The 18,831-nt window shown below is 63.2% G+C and carries 18 protein-coding genes; 7 read left to right on the top strand and 11 right to left on the bottom strand.

The window, feature by feature from the left end; translation table 11 throughout:
• The first annotated feature begins 466 nt into the window (after positions 1-466).
• Complete coding sequence (locus VT84_RS00090; RefSeq protein ID WP_082838066.1) at positions 467-2,887, top strand: sigma-70 family RNA polymerase sigma factor; 2,421 nt, start codon at positions 467-469, stop codon at positions 2,885-2,887.
• 122 nt (positions 2,888-3,009) lie between these two features.
• Here VT84_RS00090 and VT84_RS00085 read toward each other — a convergent pair whose 3' ends face one another.
• From VT84_RS00085 to VT84_RS00075, 3 genes are all read right to left on the bottom strand, one after another.
• Positions 3,010-3,942 (bottom strand): RNA polymerase sigma factor, encoded by a 933-nt coding sequence (locus tag VT84_RS00085; RefSeq protein ID WP_232069932.1) that lies wholly within the window; start codon positions 3,940-3,942, stop codon positions 3,010-3,012.
• A 132-nt stretch (positions 3,943-4,074) separates the two neighbouring features.
• Positions 4,075-5,277 carry an MlaD family protein gene (locus VT84_RS00080; RefSeq protein WP_082838065.1) on the bottom strand — a complete coding sequence of 401 codons (1,203 nt, stop codon included), beginning with the start codon at positions 5,275-5,277 and terminating at the stop codon, positions 4,075-4,077.
• Positions 5,278-5,430: 153 nt separating this feature from the next.
• Positions 5,431-5,700, bottom strand: coding sequence for a hypothetical protein (locus VT84_RS00075; RefSeq protein ID WP_052549334.1), 270 nt, complete (start codon positions 5,698-5,700; stop codon positions 5,431-5,433).
• 134 nt (positions 5,701-5,834) lie between these two features.
• On the opposite strand from VT84_RS00075, the gene VT84_RS00070 reads away from it, so the two are divergent.
• Complete coding sequence (locus VT84_RS00070) at positions 5,835-6,068, top strand: hypothetical protein (RefSeq protein ID WP_052549336.1); 234 nt, start codon at positions 5,835-5,837, stop codon at positions 6,066-6,068.
• A gap of 80 nt (positions 6,069-6,148) precedes the next feature.
• Here VT84_RS00070 and ligA read toward each other — a convergent pair whose 3' ends face one another.
• The 5 genes from ligA to ndk form a co-directional block, all read right to left on the bottom strand.
• Complete coding sequence (ligA, locus tag VT84_RS00065; RefSeq protein WP_052549338.1) at positions 6,149-8,194, bottom strand: NAD-dependent DNA ligase LigA; 2,046 nt, start codon at positions 8,192-8,194, stop codon at positions 6,149-6,151.
• A gap of 82 nt (positions 8,195-8,276) precedes the next feature.
• Entirely contained in the window at positions 8,277-8,702 is a 426-nt protein-coding gene (locus VT84_RS00060; RefSeq protein WP_239465621.1) for a type II toxin-antitoxin system VapC family toxin, read from the bottom strand.
• Complete coding sequence (locus tag VT84_RS00055) at positions 8,699-9,001, bottom strand: hypothetical protein (RefSeq protein ID WP_082838063.1); 303 nt, start codon at positions 8,999-9,001, stop codon at positions 8,699-8,701. Before VT84_RS00055 ends, VT84_RS00060 begins: the two co-directional genes overlap by 4 nt.
• A 104-nt stretch (positions 9,002-9,105) precedes the next feature.
• Positions 9,106-9,396: a hypothetical protein gene (locus VT84_RS00050; protein WP_157469018.1), complete on the bottom strand. Its 291-nt coding sequence runs from the start codon at positions 9,394-9,396 to the stop codon at positions 9,106-9,108.
• 144 nt (positions 9,397-9,540) lie between these two features.
• Positions 9,541-9,987 (bottom strand): nucleoside-diphosphate kinase, encoded by a 447-nt coding sequence (gene ndk / locus VT84_RS00045; RefSeq protein WP_052549346.1) that lies wholly within the window; start codon positions 9,985-9,987, stop codon positions 9,541-9,543.
• 570 nt (positions 9,988-10,557) lie between these two features.
• Here ndk and VT84_RS00040 point away from each other — a divergent pair.
• Positions 10,558-10,995, top strand: coding sequence for an acyl-CoA thioesterase (locus VT84_RS00040; RefSeq protein ID WP_157469015.1), 438 nt, complete (start codon positions 10,558-10,560; stop codon positions 10,993-10,995).
• Positions 10,996-11,001: 6 nt separating this feature from the next.
• On the opposite strand, the gene VT84_RS00035 is transcribed toward VT84_RS00040, so the two are convergent.
• On the bottom strand, positions 11,002-11,937 hold the full coding sequence (locus VT84_RS00035) for a UDP-glucuronic acid decarboxylase family protein (RefSeq protein WP_052549352.1): 936 nt from the start codon (positions 11,935-11,937) through the stop codon (positions 11,002-11,004).
• Between the two features lie 541 nt (positions 11,938-12,478).
• Between VT84_RS00035 and VT84_RS00030 the strand changes: the two genes are divergently transcribed.
• The 4 genes from VT84_RS00030 (at position 12,479) to VT84_RS00015 (ending at position 16,529) form a co-directional block, all read left to right on the top strand.
• Complete coding sequence (locus VT84_RS00030; protein ID WP_082838062.1) at positions 12,479-14,818, top strand: WD40 repeat domain-containing protein; 2,340 nt, start codon at positions 12,479-12,481, stop codon at positions 14,816-14,818.
• Between the two features lie 80 nt (positions 14,819-14,898).
• Positions 14,899-15,303, top strand: a complete 405-nt coding sequence (locus VT84_RS00025; protein ID WP_082838061.1) for a hypothetical protein — start codon at positions 14,899-14,901, stop codon at positions 15,301-15,303.
• 64 nt (positions 15,304-15,367) lie between these two features.
• Entirely contained in the window at positions 15,368-15,613 is a 246-nt protein-coding gene (locus tag VT84_RS00020) for a hypothetical protein (protein WP_082838060.1), read from the top strand.
• Between the two features lie 22 nt (positions 15,614-15,635).
• Positions 15,636-16,529 carry a sterol desaturase family protein gene (locus VT84_RS00015; RefSeq protein ID WP_082838059.1) on the top strand — a complete coding sequence of 298 codons (894 nt, stop codon included), beginning with the start codon at positions 15,636-15,638 and terminating at the stop codon, positions 16,527-16,529.
• On the opposite strand, the gene VT84_RS00010 is transcribed toward VT84_RS00015, so the two are convergent.
• Complete coding sequence (locus VT84_RS00010; RefSeq protein WP_082838058.1) at positions 16,451-17,218, bottom strand: class I SAM-dependent methyltransferase; 768 nt, start codon at positions 17,216-17,218, stop codon at positions 16,451-16,453. The genes VT84_RS00015 and VT84_RS00010 overlap by 79 nt on opposite strands.
• Before the next feature lie 32 nt (positions 17,219-17,250).
• The gene (locus VT84_RS00005; RefSeq protein ID WP_239465617.1) at positions 17,251-18,831 is read right to left on the bottom strand and encodes a DnaA ATPase domain-containing protein; all 1,581 of its coding nucleotides are present in this window, start codon (positions 18,829-18,831) and stop codon (positions 17,251-17,253) included.

Below are 18,831 nucleotides of genomic sequence, written 5' to 3'. Positions count from 1 at the left end.
TCCGGGGGCACGCGGCGCGAAGTTGAAGGGGCTGTTGGTGCGGGGGTAAACCGGGTCGCGGTACCTGTGGTCGCGACCTGGGTAACCGGCGCAGAATTGGTACCCACGGGGCAGTCTTTGGAGGTGATTTTGAGGGATCGAAAGAGGAATCGTGACCCCGTTTGGGTTTCTCTGGGAATGGAGAGAGGGTTCCCATCCCGTTTCCGACCATGATTTTCGACACTCCAGTTATTGCATCACCTCAACGGATCGTGCATTCACAACACCTTTTGCGCGGCGCACGTGCCTGCGAGCCGGGTAAAATCGAACTACTTTCCGTGGGTTCCCAAAAATCACTCCGAGCGCGCGTGCGTTCGCGGGCAATACACGGTGACGGACACGAGTGGTTACGGGTTCCGGACTGAAAGGTCGCACCCTTAGCGGGGGACGCTCTTACGGTCCGGGGCCGTTGAAAGAGGCTCTTATTATGCCCACCGGGCAAGCCGAACGGTTGATGCCCACGCTCCGACGGGTCGTGACGGCCCGCCAATCGGCCGCACGCACGGACGGCGAGCTGCTGAGCGCGTTCATTCAGAACGCGGGAGGAGCAGAGTACCCCCACGAGGGTGCCCGTTCCCCGGAGGCGGCCGACGCCTTCGCGGAACTGGTCCGGCGGCACGGGGGGATGGTGCTCGGCGTGTGCCGGCGCGTCGCGGGTGATTACACCACCGCGGACGATGCGTTCCAGGCCACGTTCCTGGTGCTGGCCCGGCGCGCCGCGTCGGTGCGACCCCGGGAACGGGTCGGGAGCTGGCTCTACGGGGTGGCGTATCGCACGGCGCTCAAAGCCCGAATGGTTCTGGCCCGTCGCCGGTCCCGCGAAAAGCAGGTGGACGTCATGCCCGAACCGACCGCCCCGTCCACTGTGCCCGCGTGGAGCGATCTCCAGATCGTCATCGACGAGGAACTGGCCCGGCTCCCGGACAAGTTCCGGCTCCCGGTGGTGCTGTGCGACCTGGAAGGCCGGCCGCAGCGCGAGGTGGCGAAGCACCTGAACGTGCCAGCCGCCACGCTCGCGACGCGCCTGGCCGCGGCGCGTCGCACGCTCGCGGCGCGGCTCACGCGCCGGGGCGTGGCCCTCTCGGGGGGCGCGCTCGCGGGGCTTCTGGGGCAGCACGCCTCCGCGTCGGCGGTGCCGTACACGCTGGCCACGGGCGTCGTGCGCGCGGTCGAACTGGGGGCCGCACAGGGAACACTGAACGCACTCGTGTCCGCTCAGGCCGTTCACCTATCGGAAGGAGTGATACGAATGATGATGATCGCCAAACTGAAAGCGGTCGCGGTGCTCGCCGCGGTCGCCCTGGCGCTCGCGACCGGGCTGGGCGTGGGGCTCGTACCGGCGGCCGCTGGTGATCGGCCCGGCGCAACGAACGAACCGAACGCGGCGAAGGCGATTCCGGTAACGGCGGAATCGATTGACGAATACGTCGCGGAGCGCCTGAAGAACATCCGGGCCGAAGAACCGGGTCTCGACGACCCGACCTTCCTCCGGCGTCTCAGCCTCGACGTGCGCGGGACCGTCCCCACCTCGGTGGAGACGTGGTTCTTCGTCTCCGACGGGGACGAGGACAAGCGCGCGAAGGTGGTGGAGTGGATCACCGACGACGAAGCGAAGCGGGCTGCAATCGCGAAGAAACTCGGCGTGCCGATCGAGCGCGTCCGGGTGGTTCGCGCCCGTGTGGTGACGGACGACGTTAAGGGCGTAAGCGTGGTCGAAGTCGTAGATGTTCCAGACGTTACGACTACGAAGGTCGTCGAGACACTCAACCTCACTGCGGACGGCAAGAAACTGATGGTGAGTGACGACGCGAAGGTCGTGTGGGGGGACAAGGTCGTCACCAATAAGGACTCGCGAATCAATCGAACCGTCGTGCGCGTGGCCGACGAGAAGACCGTGAAGAAGGACGATCACCTGGGGGTTTGGTCCGAGGTTGTGGTGGGCTCGAAACCGGCGAAAGACACGTTCTTCCAGTCTTGGACTGCGACGAGCGAAGACAAAGACGTGTTCCTGACGTGGGTATCCGACGGGAAGCAGAGCGGCGACAAGTTCACCACGACCGTCGATCTCTTCGTCGCGACCCCGGATAACACGGACGCCGAGTTCCTGAAGCGCGTGCTCACCGACGTGCGCGGGAACGGGCCGACCGCGCTGGAACTGAAATACTTCACCGAGGACAAAGATCCGAAGAAGCGCGAGAAACTCATCGACACGCTTCTGAAAGAGCCGGCGGTGCAGAAGAAACTCGGCGACGAGTGGAAGAAGAAGATGCTGGCCCTTAAGTCCTCGAACCAGAAGGGCCAGGTGGAATTCTTCTACCTCGTGACACCGGACCACGTGATTCCGGAAGGGAAGAAACAGAACCTAGTTGTTCCCCTGGAGCTGACCCCCACGAAGCCATTCGTCGTGCCGCTCCCGCCGACCACACCGAAGGTACCGAAGCCGCCGGTTCCGCCGGCCCCCAGCGCGAAGCCGTTCGTTGTGCCCGACGCTCCCGCGGCTCCGGCGAAGCCGGCCACCCCGAAAACGCCGGCCGCACCGAAGGCGCCCCAATCCGACCGCCTGGAGAAGCTCGTTGGCGAGCTGATCGCGGCCCAAAAGAGCGACGAGGCCATTCTGGAAGCCATCACGCTCGCGACCCTCAGCCGGTTGCCCACGGACGCCGAGAAGAAGCTCGTCCTGGCCGTTGCTGGCACCGCAGGTGACCGCAAGACCGCATGGGTCGCGGTGGCCCGCGCCCTCGCCGGGACGGATGTGAAGAAAGTGGACGTTGTCGTCCCCAAATTCCGAGTTGAACTGGTCGACCCGGCCGCACCTTCGGCCCCGCCCGTTCCACCCGCGAAGCCGTAGTCAATGAACTGCTAACTCAGCGGGCCGACCCCAATGGGTCGGCCCGCTTTTGTTTGGTGAGATCGGATAAATAGTTCTGACAGGATCTGCAGGACCAACACGATCCGGAACAAGCCTCAATTTCATTCGATGGGGAGTGTCTTGCCCTTTGTAGCGAGCAGACGGCCGAGTTGATCGGCGCTCAGGCGCGGGTCGTCCGTGAGGAGCGCGCCGAGTTCGGTCAGCACGAAGTCTTCCAGTTCGTCCCCGGCCCAGCCCTCGGCAATCAATTTTCCGCCAACGAACTCGAGCGCGCGGTCGCGAAGCTTGTCCGTGCGCCGGGTGAGCGTCCCTTCGTTCAGGTTGAACAGCTTCGCGGCCTCGCGCTGGCTCAGCCGGTACCGCCAGCGGAGCCCGAGCAGCAGGCGCTCGTCGTCGTCGATGGAGCCGAGCCACTCGCGCGCGGCGGAGACAAACGTCTCGTGCCACCGGTCCGAGCCGTTCGATTTCGGTGTCTCCATCGGGAGCGCGATTTCGTCGTCCGGCAGAGCGGTGACCCCGGTGGTCTGGCGCAACTTCGAGAGGTGCCAGTTTTGGAACACGCGGATCAACCACGGGGCCAGCGGGCGCTGGCCGTCGTAGCGCGCCAGCACCGGCAACGTCCCCTCGCTCTCGGGGGCAATCAGGTTGCTCCAGAACTCGGTCACGGCCGTGTCCTGGCGTTCTTCGTTGCGCGGGTAGAGCCGCACCGCCCGGGCGCGGAGCGCGTCCACGAGCAGACAATCGCTGCGCCCGGTGCGGGCGTTGAACAGCGCCTCCCACGCGGCGCTCTGCCCCTCTAGGCACCCGACGCACACGAGCCAGTCGACCGCGTACAGCCCCTCCAAGTATCCCGCCCACGAAACCGGCACTTGGTTCTTGGGAAGGAAGATGTGGAACGTGCGCTGGAGGTGCGCCAAGAACACCGGTTCGGCGAGCTTGACCGCGGGCATCTGGAGCCGCGCGAAGTGGTAGAGCAGCGTGACGCGGCCCTTGTCCGCGGGGCTGAGCGTCGGCAGTTCCGGGGGTGCAATCACGGCCAGTCCAGGGAACGAATGGATCTCACGACAAGGACATCATACGCGCACGGAACTGGCTCGCCCCGATCGGCGCGCCGTCATCGCATTCGCTCCGCTGGATACCCGAGATTCGGGCTCCCGCTTTTCTTTTTATCGCGGCGTGAACACCAATATCTGTACGTTCGAGGGTGCGTTCGGATCCGGGTCGGTGGGCGCGAGGTTCATTCCCATTCCCAGCGGGATGATCTTGCGCCGAGAAAACGTGCCCAATTTGTGCGCGCCGGCCGCTTTCAGATACTCTGCCACGACCTCTGCCTGCTTCTTGGTTAGCTCCTGCGCTACAGCGGGTGCGGTCGCTTGGTCTTTCGGATTGTGGAACCCGACTACGACGACTTCAGACCCACTGGCCTTGTTACCTTTGAGTGCGTTTGCCGCTCCGTCCAGGTGCCGGCGCCCCTCGCCGGTTAGAGTGGCGGTACCCGGCTCGAAGAGGTCTTTGGACTGATACCCCATCTGCGTGCGGGACATCGTCGGGCGGACGAGTAGTGCCACCGAATCCTCGACGTAGTTGCGCACGATCGGGAGCCGACTCAGGGCGTCACTGCCCTGCTTCACGGACTTCAGCGTGTCGCGCCCGTCGGCCACGAACCCGCGCAAGTTCCCCACCTCGTTCTCCATCGTCCCCACAGCTTTATCCGTCCGGCCGACCAACTTGCGCAAGTCACCGAGCGTTCCCCGCGCGTCTTCATACAAGTCGTCGTCACGGACGAGTTTCGCGAACGTTCCGTTGCTACCCTCAATGTCCTTAATGAAGTCCTTTGCGGTAGCGACAGTTTCGCGTGCTTCCGACGCGAGTGATTTCACCTCGGTCGCGGTTCCTTTCGCTTCTTTCGCGAGGTCTCGCACTTCGGCAACAGCGTCCTCAAAGGCAAACGGCTTCACGCCCCGGAGCCGGCCATCGGCGAGCGCGCCTTTGTTCGGGTCGCCGGGCTGAATGCTAATCACCTTCGAGCCCAACATCCCGGTTCCGTGGATCTGGGCCGAAGCGTCGGAGTACAAACGGTTGGCGAATTTGGATTGGAGACGCATCCGGACCGTAACTTCCGCTCTGGGGCCGTCGTGATCGGGGTACTCGACCGCGACGACTTGCCCCGCGTCCACGCCGCGAATGCGAACGGGGGTGCCGGGAGTAACGTCGTGGGCCTCGGGGAAACCCGCGGTGACCTCGACGGTATCGGCCCACAGCCCTTGTTTGTCAGCAATGCGCGCGATGCCGTAACCGCCCAAAACGAGCGCGGCGACGACGACCAAACCCAACGTCACCGCCTGCCAGCGCGAAAGCGATTGCGACATGACACGGCTCCCGGAAATCGGTTCCGCAACATTATACCCTTCGGTGTGTCGTTCCACGGATTGACGTTTTGTACTTCGGCAGGAAAAGACGATCGGCGACGTAGTCTACGTCGCCGATCGTGAAATCAGGTGCGTACCGCCAAGCACTGACGTTCACACTTCTTCCGGCCCCTGCTCGAACCCGACGCGGACGGCGGCCCGGACCCAATCCCATTCCGCCGTTTCGCCCCGCAAAAACCACCCGGCTCGGAGATCCGCTTCTACGTCCGAAAAGTCTTGATCCTGGTACTGCGACTTGGCCCGTTCCCCGTAGCGCATCGCCCGCCGCAGTAACGCGGGGTCGATCGACGGCGGTTGCGTCTGCGTCACCGCGTGGAACAGGTTAATCGTCAAATCAGTCGCGTCGTCGGGACTGTTCGACATGAATGACTCCGCAGCGTTAACTGGATGAAGACGAAACATGCGAATGAGATGCCATATTTAGGAATCGGCACTCCGTTCGCATAACAACAAGCGTCGAATTGGCGAAAATGTTTCATCCCTTTCGGGAGAAAACAATGCGGTTTATTAGTGGTTTGTTCCTGATTGCGCTGGTCGCAGTTCTGGCGCTTCTGACTTACGAAAACTCCAGCGTTACCCGCGTGAACGCCTGGTCGTGGAACTGGGACGTGCCGCTGCCACTACTCGTGGGGGGCGTGTACGTTCTCGGCATGGTGAGTGGCTGGTGGCTCATCGGTTTAACGAAACGCTCTTGGCAACGGGTGACCGAACCCGACCGCGCGCGAGCGTAACATCAGTACGAGCACGCAGGAAGTCACCAAATACTGAGCCGCGGGCGCAAACATTCGCACCCGCGGCTCGGTGTTTCGCATTAGCCCGCGCCGACGATCTGGCGGAACTCGTCCTCATTAATGATCTTCACACCGAGTTCCTTCGCTTTGTCGTGTTTGCTACCGGGCTTGTCGCCGACCAACAGGAAGTCCGTCTTCTTCGACACACTCCCGCTCGCCTTCCCGCCCGCGTCCTTGATCGCGGTCTCGATACCGACGCGATCGTAATTCACGAGCGTTCCCGTCACCACGATCGTCTTGCCCGCGAGGGGAAGCCCGCCGACCGGCGCGGCCTTCTTGTCGTGCGTCATCTTGATGCCGAGTTCTTTTAGCTCCGCGATGAGCTTCCGACCATTCTCGCCGTCGAAATACGCACGCAGATACTTCGCTCGTTCCGGTCCCCACCCCTTTACACGCGCCAGATCCTCGGGCTTTGCGGCGATAATGAGATCGATGTCCGGGAACTCTTCGACGAGGTCGTCGGCCATCTTCTCACCAACGCTGTAGATCGCCAGTGCAGGGAGCAACCGGGCCAGCCCGCGGTCCTTACTCGCAGCGATCCCGTCGAGTAGCTTCTGCGCCTTCGTGTCCGCGAATTTCTCCAGAGCGAGGAGTTGCTTCTTGGTCAGCCGGTAGAGGTCCGCGACCGACTTCACGAGACCGGACTCGACGAGCTGAATCGCGACCTCGCGCCCGAGTCCGTCGATCTCCATGCGCGTCTTGCGCGCGTACCCTTCCAGGCGCTTCCACATGCCCCCGGAACACGACTCGGGGTTGCTGCAAATGAAGTTGTAACTGCTCGCCGACTCCTGTTTGACGACCGGCCCGCCGCACTCCGGGCAGTTCTCCGGCCACGTAATGATCGTTTCTGTACCCTTGCGGTCCGCTTTGATGACGTCCACAACTTGCGGGATGATCTCGCCCTTCTTCTCGACCACCACCGTGTCGCCGATCCGGACGTCCATCTCCGCGACCCACGAGGCGTTGTGCATGCTCGCGTGCGTGACCGTGGTGCCGGCCAGTTGCACCGGCGGGTCGAACGTGGCAACCGGCGTCAGTTCGCCGAACTTGCCGATGTGGAACACGACCGCGCCGAGCTTCGTCGTCCCCTGTTCGGCCTCGAACTTGAACGCTCGCGCCCACTTCGGCACTTTCGCCGTGTACCCGATGCGCTCGCGCTGCGCCCAGTCGTTCACCTTCACCACGATGCCGTCGGTGTCGTAGGGCAGCTCCTTCCGCTTCGTGTCCCACTCCTTGCAGTACGCGATCACCTCATCAATGCTCGCGCACAATCGCTCGTGCGGGTTTACGGGGAACCCGAACTCCTTGAGCTTCGCGAGCATCTCCGACTGCTTCTTGATGACCAGCCCGTCGATCGCGCCAGACCCGTAGGCGAACATGCTGAGCTTCCGCTTGGCACACTCGCGGGGATCGAGCAGCTTGAGCGTCCCCGCGCTGAGGTTACGAGCGTTCTTGTACGGCTCCTGCTTGTTCTTGGTTTGTTCCGCGTTGATCCGGGCCAGTTCGCTGCGGGTCATGTACACTTCACCGCGCGCCTCGAAGATCGCCGGCGGGTTGTTGGTGTTGAGCTTCAGCGGAATAGCGGCGATCGTTTTGACGTTGTGCGTCACGTCGTCGCCCACGCTCCCGCTCCCGCGCGTGGCCGCGAACGCGAGCTTGCCGTTCTCGTAAGTGATCGACATCGACACGCCGTCGATCTTCAGTTCCACGACGTATTCCACAACCGCACTGGCCCCGAGTGCTTTCTTCACGTCCGCGTCGAACTTCCGCAAGTCGCCTTCGTCGTAACTGTTCTCGATAGACAGCATCGGCACCTTGTGCGTGACTTGCTTGAACCCGGGGATCGGCGCCCCGCCGACGCGCTGCGTCGGGCTGTCCGGGGTGACGAGTTCCGGGTGGGCCTTCTCGATGTTGGCGAGTTCTTGGAGCAACTTGTCGAACTCGCGGTCCGAAATGACCGGCGCGGCTTCGACGTAGTACAGGTAGTTGTGGTGATCGAGTTGCTTGCGGAGTTCGGCCGCCCGGTCCGCGGGCGCGGCGGGCGAAGCGGTAGTGGTTTTGGCCACGGGCGTGAACCTCTGTTGGTGTGTGTTTCAACACCCGGGATTGTGCCGTGAAAGGTGAGCGAGAGCAAGCTTGGGAGCCGGTTCAGGCCGGAGGCGAACTGGCGATCGTCCAATTTTCCGTGTGTAGCCCCGGCACCGCGGAGAGATCGGAATCCGTGGTGACGACAGTACATCTGCCAAGCACGACCGCGATTGCGGCAATCTGGATGTCAATCTGCTGCATCGGGCGACCGATGCGTCGCAGTTCGGCAGCCAAGCGCCCGTATTCTTCCGCGGCATCGTTCGCATACGGCCAGATCTTCAGCGACGTTAACGCGGCGCGAAGTTCGCGAAGCGCTCGTTCCCGTGACGCACTGTGTTCGGCACCGTAGTGAAGTTCTCCGAGAACCGGGACGCAGATACCGATGACGTTCCCCTTTCGCACCTCATCTCGGGCGCGAGCGAAAACGGGATCGCGGCGCGCGATGTATGCCCCGGCGATACCGGTGTCGAGGAGGTAACGTTTCACTCCCACGGTTCCGCCGCCTCTCGGTTCCACTTTTCCCACTGGTTGAGTTGAAACGCCTTATCTTCCGCTCGCATCTTCTCCCACGCGGCAAATTCTTCCGGCGTCATCCAGGGTTGAAACTGGTCCATCAGCAAGAGGCGCTTTTCGACTGCTTCGTGGCTATTATCGTCGTCATCGGGGAGAAGCGAGGCCAGAGGCGGCCTAATCAGCTCAACAACGACCTGCGTTCCATCAGGTAAATCGGTCGGAGTCTCCAAAACGACCTGCCCGCCGCGGATCGTTCCGCGAATTGTGCTCATGCGTGGCCCTCCTTCCGAAAGCGTCACTCTCATTGTACCACGAGGGCGGATCCGGCTCGTGGAGCTAGAAGCCACCCTCGTTTGACGAATTTGGTGCGAATCGCTTATCGGCGGAAAGCCTGTTTGCTGAACTGACCCGAGAGCGGATTGTAGACCGTGCCCGTGTATTTCGACTTGTGCGTGAACGGGTTGGTGAAGTGCCCCGTGCGTTGAACAGAACCGATGACCGGTTGGAGCGTCGCATTGGCCGAAACAACGCCCCCGCTGCGAGGATCGACAAATCCAGTTCGGGCGGTGGTTCCACGGGTACTCCCCTTCAGCGGGGACCATCCGCCCGCGTTAGCGGTGCCCACGAACACCAGCATCACCAATGTTGCGATCAGCGCACGTCTCATGATTCCGTCCTCGGTGGTGTCACATCTTTCCTCGCTTCACTATTTTTCGGCCGAGAACAGGCACCAAAAGCAAAACCTTCCGGTCGCGGGCGCGCACGGAAGGCAACGGAAGGTCGGTTTGTGCTAACTGGCGCGGATCGCTCATTACGCGACCCAGTTCGCGTCCGTCGAGGTGAACGCGACCAGTTCTTCCGGGGTGAACCACAGCGCGATTTCGATCGCGGCGTTTTCGGTGCTGTCACTGCCGTGAACGAGGTTGTTCTGCACGCTCAGCGCGAAATCCCCGCGGATCGTGCCGGGGGCCGACTTCGCACCGTCGGTCACGCCCATCAGGTTGCGGCACACCGCGACCGCTTCGCGCCCCTCCCACACCAGCGCGACCGTCGGCCCACTCGTGAGGAACGTGAGCAGGCTCTCGTAGAACGGCTTGCCCTTGTGAACGGCGTAGTGCTTTTCGGCCAGTTCACGCGACACTTGCACCAGCTTTAACCCCGCGAGCCGCAAGCCCTTGCGCTCGAATCGGGTGGTGATGTCGCCGACCAACCGGCGCTGCACCGCGTCCGGCTTCAAGAGGATCAGGGTTCGTTGCATGGCGGATCTCATTTTTACAGGGAGAACACAACTCGCGTACCGGTCATGGTGCGGAACGGGCGCGGGTTCGTCCACCGACGGTACGCCAAGTTCCCGGTTCCCGAGTTCGGAGTTCCCGAGTCTCAAAACGGCCCTGCGAGCGTCTCACCGTCCGGTCATCGTTGGAACCCCGGAACTCTGAACTTGTTTCGTCGCGAGCGCGCCGGTAATGAGGACGCGATAAGAGGTACTGTGCGGAACGGGCGCGCCGACTTCGCGGTTCTCGCTATGAACCGGTGCGGGGTGCTGGTGCCGCGTTGAAACTCTGGGTGAGCGCGCGGCGAAGAACAGCCGAAACAGCTTTCGGCGAGGGTCGATAGCCGTTTCGCGTTCCGTTGGCGAGTGCGAGGGGCAATAGTGGAAACTGAACCGGTCGTTCACGACGGCGTGCCCATTCGCCCGGAAACAGTACGATTGGCCAATGGATCTGTGCTCGCCGCCGGTGCGCCCCGCGATCCGCGGCGCTTTGGCGAAGCCGGTTCCCGCGCGAGCGATTCCAGCGGAGCGGAGCCGGTCAACCGATTGCCCGTCATGGCCATCACACACAGTCACAAACTCGTTCTCCCGGCCGACGCGAACCACCACGGGACGCTGTACGCGGGTGCGATGCTCCGGCTCGTATTGGAAGCTGGCTACGCGACCGCGTGGAAGCACATCGGCCCGGAAGCGAACCTCGTGCTGCGCCGCGTGCTGAATATGGAGTGCCTGCGCCCGGTGCCGGTGGGCATCGTGGTGGAGATCCAGGGCGCCGTGCTTCATCGCACGGCGGCCTATCTGGTGTGCGGATTGGTGGGCGCGCCGTGGGACGACAACGGGCCGTGGGCGGAAGCCCTCTTCGGCTTCGCCCAAGTGAATCCGGACGGCAAACTCACGCACTTTCCCGAACGGCTCCCGGCCGTGAGCACGCCCTCCGGGGCGGTTTGGGATCGCCTGGAGCGCCGCATGAATAAGTTTCTGCGGCTCCGGTGAGAAGGCTCACTTCCCCATCTTGTTGCGGAAGAAGTCCATTGTCCGTTTCAGCCCTTCATCGCGGCCGACCTTCGGTTCCCAACCTAGAAGTTGCCGTGCGCGGGTAATGTCCGGCTGACGTACCTTTGGGTCGTCCTGCGGCAGTGGTTTGAACACGATTTCGCTCTTGCTGCCCGCGAGCTTCCGAATCTCTTCCGCAAACTCCAGAATGGTGATTTCGGCCGGGTTGCCGAGGTTGACCGGTTCGTGGAAATCCGTGAACAACAGCCGCCAGATCCCCTCGACCAAGTCAGACACGTACTGGAAGCTCCGCGTCTGGTTCCCTTCACCGTATACGGTGATCGGCTCGCCGCGCAGCGCCTGATACATGAAGTTCGGCAGCACGCGACCGTCGTTGAGGCGCATGCGCTCGCCGTAAGTGTTGAAGATGCGAATGATGTGCGTGTTCACGCCGTGGGCGCGGTGGTAGGCCATTGTGATCGACTCGGCGAACCGCTTCGCTTCGTCGTAGCACCCGCGCACGCCGATCGGGTTCACGTTGCCCCAGTAGCTCTCCCGCTGCGGGTGTTCGAGCGGATCACCGTACACCTCGCTGGTGCTGGCGAGCAGGTAGCGCGCGCCGTGCGTCTTCGCGAGACCGAGCGTGTTGTGCGTCCCCAGCGAGCCGACCTTCAGCGTCGGGATCGGGTGTTCGAGGTAATCGACCGGGCTGGCGGGGCTGGCGAAGTGCAGGACGTTGTCGAGTTTCTGCTTCACTTTCAGCGGCGCGGAGATGTCGTGCCCGATGAACCGGAACCGCGGGTTCGTGCGGAACGGGTCGAGGTTCGCGAGGTCGCCGGTGATCATATTGTCCACGGCAATGACTTCGTGCCCCTCGGCCAGGAACCGTTCACACAGGTGAGACCCGATGAATCCGGCTCCGCCGGTAATGAGCGTGCGCACGCGCGCCTCCGTTGTGATGCGTGATGGGCGGGGTTGGGATACCGACACACCGCGCGCGCCGCAAGGGGCGCGGAACGCGACACAATGCAAGGTGACGTGAGAGGAACAACCCGAGGTGAGCCGCTTGCTCTTACCGCGGAACGAGTGAAGTCGGACGGGCGCTGGTTTACTTCCCGACCCGGGGCGCGGAAGGCTCACGGCACCGCCGGCCAGAAGTGGAATACTTCTTCGGCGGAACCACGACCCGCGGGGTTGCCCCAGTCCGCCGGAGAAGTATTCCACTTCTGGCCGAAAGCGGTGCTGGAACAGCCTTCCCCGAGGCGAATGCGAAGCAGTACGCTCGGCTGACGCAACATCAGCCTGCTGTAAAACAGCGAGCTAAACCGATCCTCGTGCACCCAAAAACGCGATTGCGGTTCGTGTGCGGAGGGCGCCCGTCCGACTTCACCAACAGACGATACCCGCACCGCGTTCCACTGACAACAGGTTCGTCTCGCGGCGAACCGCACCGTTCGGCTACCATGCGGCGGGAGGGTTCCCGATGTCGCGTGCCGCGCTGTCGCTAGCTCTGCTGTTTTTCGCACAAATCGCGCCCGCGGCCGACCTGCCGCCGGGTGCCGTCGCGCGCCTGGGCGACGACCGGTTTCGCGCGGGGAGCGCGGTGACACACCTCGCCCTTTCACCCGATGGAAAGCAGTTCGCAACAGCACACGATACCGGTCGAGGATTAGTCACCGTAGCGGTGTGGAACGCAGACACGGGCCGACCGGTTCACGAGCACATTGTAAACGCCAAATTGTTTCGGGGGCTGGTGTGGGGAACAAGCGGCGCATTCGCCGTCGCTTGCCGTGCCGAACCGGGGCCGAAGGGCAAAATCGCAAAAGGGTTTCCAGACGATTTCTGCGTGTGGGACATTACCGATCCCAAAGCCGGGCCGCCGTTGGTGCCTTCGGGGGTATTCATCGAGCGAATTAGCGCGCAGATTCACGATGCTCGGTCCGAAATTTACCCGGCGTACACCAATTTCCAGTTCAGTGCTGATGGAGCACGGCTCGCAGCACAATGGCAGTCAGCGGACGGTAAGCACGCGGCCCACGTGTTCGAGTTGAAGCCGGCAGACAGTACCGCGAAACTCACGCGGGTTAGCGTCATTGATCTCGGTGCGGAAGGCGCGAACGCGGTGCGAATATCGGCCGACGGCAAGACGTTGATAACGTTCCGCACGCTCGCCGAACCCGGTGGCACGGGGGGCACGGAGTTCACTGCGACTGCGTGGGATGTGGCCACGGCGAAACCGGCGCGGCCCGTTCGGGTGTCGAGTACCGCGGGACCGGCCCCACGAGCTCCCAAGCGAGACTCGGGGGAAATCCTTCACCGGTTGATGCTCGTACCCGATGGCCGTGCGCTCGTGCTTCACGCCGCGGGAGAACATCAATGGGGGTTCGATCGAGCCGATACCGGCTCACGATTTAAAAAGCGCGAACTGATCCGACGGCCCTACGCGCCAACAGAAACGGGAGCCGAAAAAGTCGGCTCGTGCGACACCGGTGCATACGCTTTTTCTTCTTCGGGCGAGACACTGGTGGTCGCGATCGACCGCGAAACACTCGTCGTTGATGCTTTTGTTGGAAAGGAGTTGGGCCGGCTCGAAGGGCACGCGCACCCGGTCGTTGCGGTCGCGGTATCGGCCGACGGTGCGCGCATTGCGACCGCCGACCTGTACGGCTTGGTGCGACTGTGGGACGCGAAGAGCCTGCGCGCGATCCACGACGCGCCGGGGCACCGGGCACCGATCGAGCACGCGGAACTGTCGCCCGACGGCAAGCGCCTTTTAACGTCGGCGACGGACGAAACCGTCCGATTGTGGGACGTGGCGACGGGGAAAGAACTCCGCGCGTTCACCGGGGTGCCGGGGCGCCGGCGTTCGGGCGATGAATTCTCGAACTGCCCGACGTTCACCCCGGACGGTACCGCGATCGTTTTCAGTACGAATGATCGCTTGATCGCCCGCGACCTGCTCACCGGGTTGGAAGTGCCGCTCCCCGGCGACATGGCCAAGTTGAAACCGCGCCGCGCCGTGTTTTCTCCCGACGGCAAGGCGGTACTAACGTGGGCGCGCGACACGGGGGCGGTCGAATTGTGGGACTGGCCGGGGGGCAAGAGGCGGTCCGAGTGGGACGAAATGCACTCGGCACACGCTCCTGGGTTCTCCTCGGACGGTGCGGCAATATCCTTGGACCAAAACTCGCCCAAATGGTGGAACACCAAGACCGGCAAGGAGCTTCCGCTTTCAGCAGCTGAGAGCCAACAATTCGTGTTTGCTTCGCCAACAGCGCTGCGAACCAAATCATCGGACGGACGGCAGGTACTGCAAAACGATTCGGGCGAAGTTCAAATCTGCGAGGTGGTAACCGGGCAAGTCCGGCGCGAACTCCGCGGCCACCGCGGGAGCCAATACGTACTCGGGTTCACCCCGGACGGAACGAAGCTCCTCACCGCGGGCTGGGACCACACCATTCTCGTGTGGGACGTGCGGCTCCAGTCCGTGCCGTTGCCGGACGCGCTCAAGAAAGAAACGAGCGCAGCGAAGTTATGGGACACGCTTGCGAGTGGCAAAGCGGACACCGCGTACCTCGCAATGTCGCGCCTCGCCCGCGAACCAGAAGCGGCGGTCAAGATCGTGAGAATGCGCCTCAAACCGGCCGCAAGAAGTGATCGCGAGACCGACGAGAGCCGGATCACCGATTGCCGTGCGGTCGAGTTGCTCGCGGCACTCGGTACCGACACTTCGCGTGCCCTTCTGAAGGAACTGGCCGCCGGTCACGCGGGGGCATTCCGCACTCAGGAAGCGAAACGCGCGATCGAGCGTAACAAGCCGTAACATGTCGAATCACGACCCGAACGGGAGGCGAACCGGCCGCGTACAATCGGCATCGGAAGCGAACTTTGGAGGGTCACGCCATGAGTTGGAAGAAGGTCTTCCTCAAGGTCGCCGCATTTGTACCCGCGATCGTTCTTGTCGGTGGGTTCGTCGGCGTTCGGGCCGGGCTAATCCAGGTCAACTCGAAACCAGAACCGACCCCCGAACCAACCGCAACCACAGCGCCTGAAAAGCCCGTTGTGGCCGATGAGGTGCCGACCTACATGTCCGGCTCCAAATCGATCGTGTTCACGACGCAAATCCCCGCCGGGTCGACACCTGCCGCGCCGAACAACACCCCGTTCGTACCCACACAAGGCGGTCCCGAAAAGCCTCCGGCCGTCATGTACGGTTCCAAATCTGCTCCAATAGTCGTTCCACTCGAACTGACACCAGGCACCAAGCCAACTTCACCATCCGCGCCGCCGAGCGCACCCAAACCGTGACCGGGCGCGAAATTCGGGCGTGAACTATGATTGCCGACACGCACCTTCCTCGCGAGGTCGGCACATGGAACGTTCCCAGCGGCTCCGCAAGGCCGTAGCGCTCATCAGTGCGGTTCTGTTGATTTCCGCATTCGTCCTTTACCGCGCCGGCTTGGGCGGCGGGTACATGACCAGCTCCAAATCGACGTTCATGTTCGTCGGGAGCAACATCACACCGCCGACGCCCGGCGACACGAAAACACTGACCGAACCGATCGCCGTCGCCCCAGCACCACACGACGCACCGTCAGCGGCGAAACCGAACGAGTGAACCCACATTCGCGGGAGCACACATGGACATCGTCTCTCTTCTGCTCGCGACCGGGCTGAGTCTGGTGTTCCTCGTCGTCGTGTTCCGCCCGCTCGAACTCGCTTTCCCCGCGAAGAAGGGCCAACGATTCTTCCGCCCCGACTGGTTCACGGACCTACTATTCCTGCTGGGCCAGTACCTGCTCTGGAACGGCCTCGTCTTCTGGTGCCTCACGCAGACACGCGGCACACTGACCGAAATCGTGCCCCACGAGTTCCGGAGCGCCGTTGCAGCACAACCACTGTGGCTCCAGATACTAGAAGTGGTGTTTCTGAGTGACTTCTGCGTGTATTGGGGGCACCGGTTGCAGCACCGCGTGAGCTTCCTCTGGCGGTTCCATTCGGTTCACCACAGCGCCGAACATCTCGACTGGCTCGCCGCCCACCGCGAGCACCCGCTCGATACGGTGTACACCTTAACGCTCATCAACTTGCCCGCGTTCGTGCTCGGGTTCCCGCTCGAAGCGCTCGCGGGGTTCATCGCGTTCCGCGGTGTATGGGCGATTTACATTCACTCGAACGTGCGACTGCCGCTCGGCCCGTTCCGGCCGCTTCTCGGTGCGCCGGAGCTGCACCACTGGCACCATGCTCGGGACCGCGACGCGGGGAACTACGGCAACGTGTGCCCGCTCATGGACCTGATCTTCGGAACATATCGCTGTCCGGACCACGAGCCGGAGAGCTTCGGGATCAACACCCCAACTCCGAGCACCTGGCTCGGGTACATGGTGCAACCGCTGCTTCCCAAAATCCGCGAAACTAGCGTGACCGAAGAGGTGAGCGAACCAGAGCCAATGTCTCAAACCCGGATCGCGCGAGTCGCGGCGAAGCAAGAAATGTATTCCGACAACTTCCAGCCCTCTCCGCCGTCCTCGTAGAACCCGGCGAGCAGGAACCCGGCCTCAAGTTGACCACCGATCTGGTCCGCGAGCGTGTGTCCGAAGCAGAGCGGCTCGTTGTTGTCCGTGTACCGGCGCCGCTCCTCGTCCGTGATGCTGGTGAGGTCCGAATACGGAATCTGGTGCCGAACCACGAACTCACCGGTCTGCATCTTCGCGTCGTCGAATAGACACAGGACCGGATTCACGAAACCCGCGAGTAGAACCCCACCCGAGCGCAAGACGCGCGCCGCTTCGCGCCACACAGGGCGAATGTCCGGGACGAAGCCGTTCGAGCAGGCGTGGAAGATCAGACCGAAGGTCGCGTCCGGGAACGCGGACAGATCCCGCATGTCGCCTTCGACGGTCGTGAGTGTCAATCCGTCACGGGTAGCCACTTCTTGATCGCGTGCGAGTTGAGCCGGAGAATTGTCAAACACAGTCACGTTCGCGCCGGCCGCGGCCAGGATCGGTCCCTGTTGTCCGCCACCAGAAGCCAGACACAAAACATCCAGCCCTTTAAGCGGCGGGAACCAATCGCGAGGAACCGGCTTGGTCGGAGTGAGGACGACGGACCACTCTCCCCGACGCGCTGCGGCGATCACCTCTGGCCCAACCGGAACGGTCCACCGGTTTCCCGTAGCGACCTGGTGGTCCCAGGCCGCGCGATTGTAGTTGCGAATGTCCATGTGTCGTTCCTGTTGCAGTTGGAACGAGTATCTTACCGTTGCAGTTCGCGCTCGATGCGGTCGATCAGCTCTTTCACTGGCCACTCGCGGTCACCAATCGCCACGCTCGCGTTCTTCTCCACCCACTCCCGCACCTTCTTCTCCGCCGCTACCGCGGTGCTGTGAGTCTTGGCACCGAAGTGCTTGCTGACTTCGCCGTAGGTTGCGGCCGTGTGCTTGCGGGCCAAGTAGATTGCGACCATGCGCGGGTGACTCACAGCCCAAGTGCGGGCCTTCGACTGGAGCGTGCCCGCGGCGAGCCGGAGTGTCGTACACACGGCCGCGTCCACGTCGGCGACCGTGACTACGCGCACCGCGTGCCGGAGCAGATCGCCGAGTGCTTCGCGTGCGGTTGCCATGTCCGCCGGGCGCCCGGTCACCTTCGCGTAGTGGCGCAAGCTGTTCACCGCACCTTCGAGTTCCCGCACGTTCCCACGAAGCGTGTTCGCGAGAGTCTTCAGCACCGCGTCCGGAATCGCCGGGCCCGCGCCACATGACTTCTTCCGGAGAATTTCGAGGCGCGTTTCCGGGTCCGGGGGGAGCAGTCCCCACACCGCACCACCGAGGAGCCGGTCGAGCAGTTCGGGCATCAGTTCATCGGCTAGCCGCGGGTGGCAGTCCGTCGTGACCACAACCTGTCGCCCGTCTGCCACGAGCGCGTCGAACGTGTGGAGGAACTCCTCCTGCGTGGCCTTCTTGCTCGCGAGGAAGTGCAGGTCGTCGAGGAGCAGCGTGGTGCATTCGCGGAACTGGCGCCGGAACGCGGACATCTTCCCGAGGCGCGACGCCTGCACGAACCGCGTGGTGAACTCTTCCGCGGTGACGTAGCACGGGCGTTGGTCGCTCTGCCGCTTCAGCCCGGCGAAGATGCCTTCGAGCAGGTGCGTCTTCCCGGTTCCGACCGGACCGTGGATGACGAGCGGGTTCGCCCCCTGCCCGGGTTCCTCGACCACGCTGAGCCCGGAGGCGTGTGCGACGCGGTTGCACGGCCCGCTCACGAAGTCCGCGAGCGACTTCCACCGGCGCCCGGTGCGCTGGGACGCCATCGGCCGGGCGAGTGCTTCCGCTTCCGGGTCGGGGCGCTTCACCTTCGGCTTCGGTTGGGCAACAGGGTCGCCGAACAGGTCGACTTGGGGAAGTGCGGAGCGCGGAGCTTCGACTTTCTTGTCTTCGCGCCGAGCCCCTTCGGTGCCGCGCTTCGCGCTTTTCTTGTCTTCGCTTGGTGCTTCGGGTTCCGCGTTCTGCGCTTCTTCAGAGAGGGCACCTTCCACGGTCCAGTGCAGAGCCGTGTCCGAGCCGTACACCTCCGCGACCGCGGACCGCACCGCGGCGCCGAAGGTGTGTTCGAGCCACTCTTGTGTGTGCTGGTTCCGGGCGGCAACAATCACGCGATCGCTGTGCGGGACGAACGTCGCGTGTCCCTGGAACCACAAGTTGAAGCGCGTGGCTCCGACGCGGGCCGAAACCGCATCGGCCAGAGCCTTCACGGACGGACCGGACCGCACTGGGGCGACCGGAACCGACACGGGCGCGGCTTGGTAAGCGAGATCGCGAGTAGCGAGTCGGGGTGGCAC

It is taken from the genome of Gemmata sp. SH-PL17 (genome assembly GCF_001610855.1).
In the GTDB taxonomy this organism is placed as follows: domain Bacteria; phylum Planctomycetota; class Planctomycetia; order Gemmatales; family Gemmataceae; genus Gemmata; species Gemmata massiliana.
Note: the sequence above shows the minus strand (reverse complement) of the source record. Positions and strands in the feature narration are given on the sequence as shown.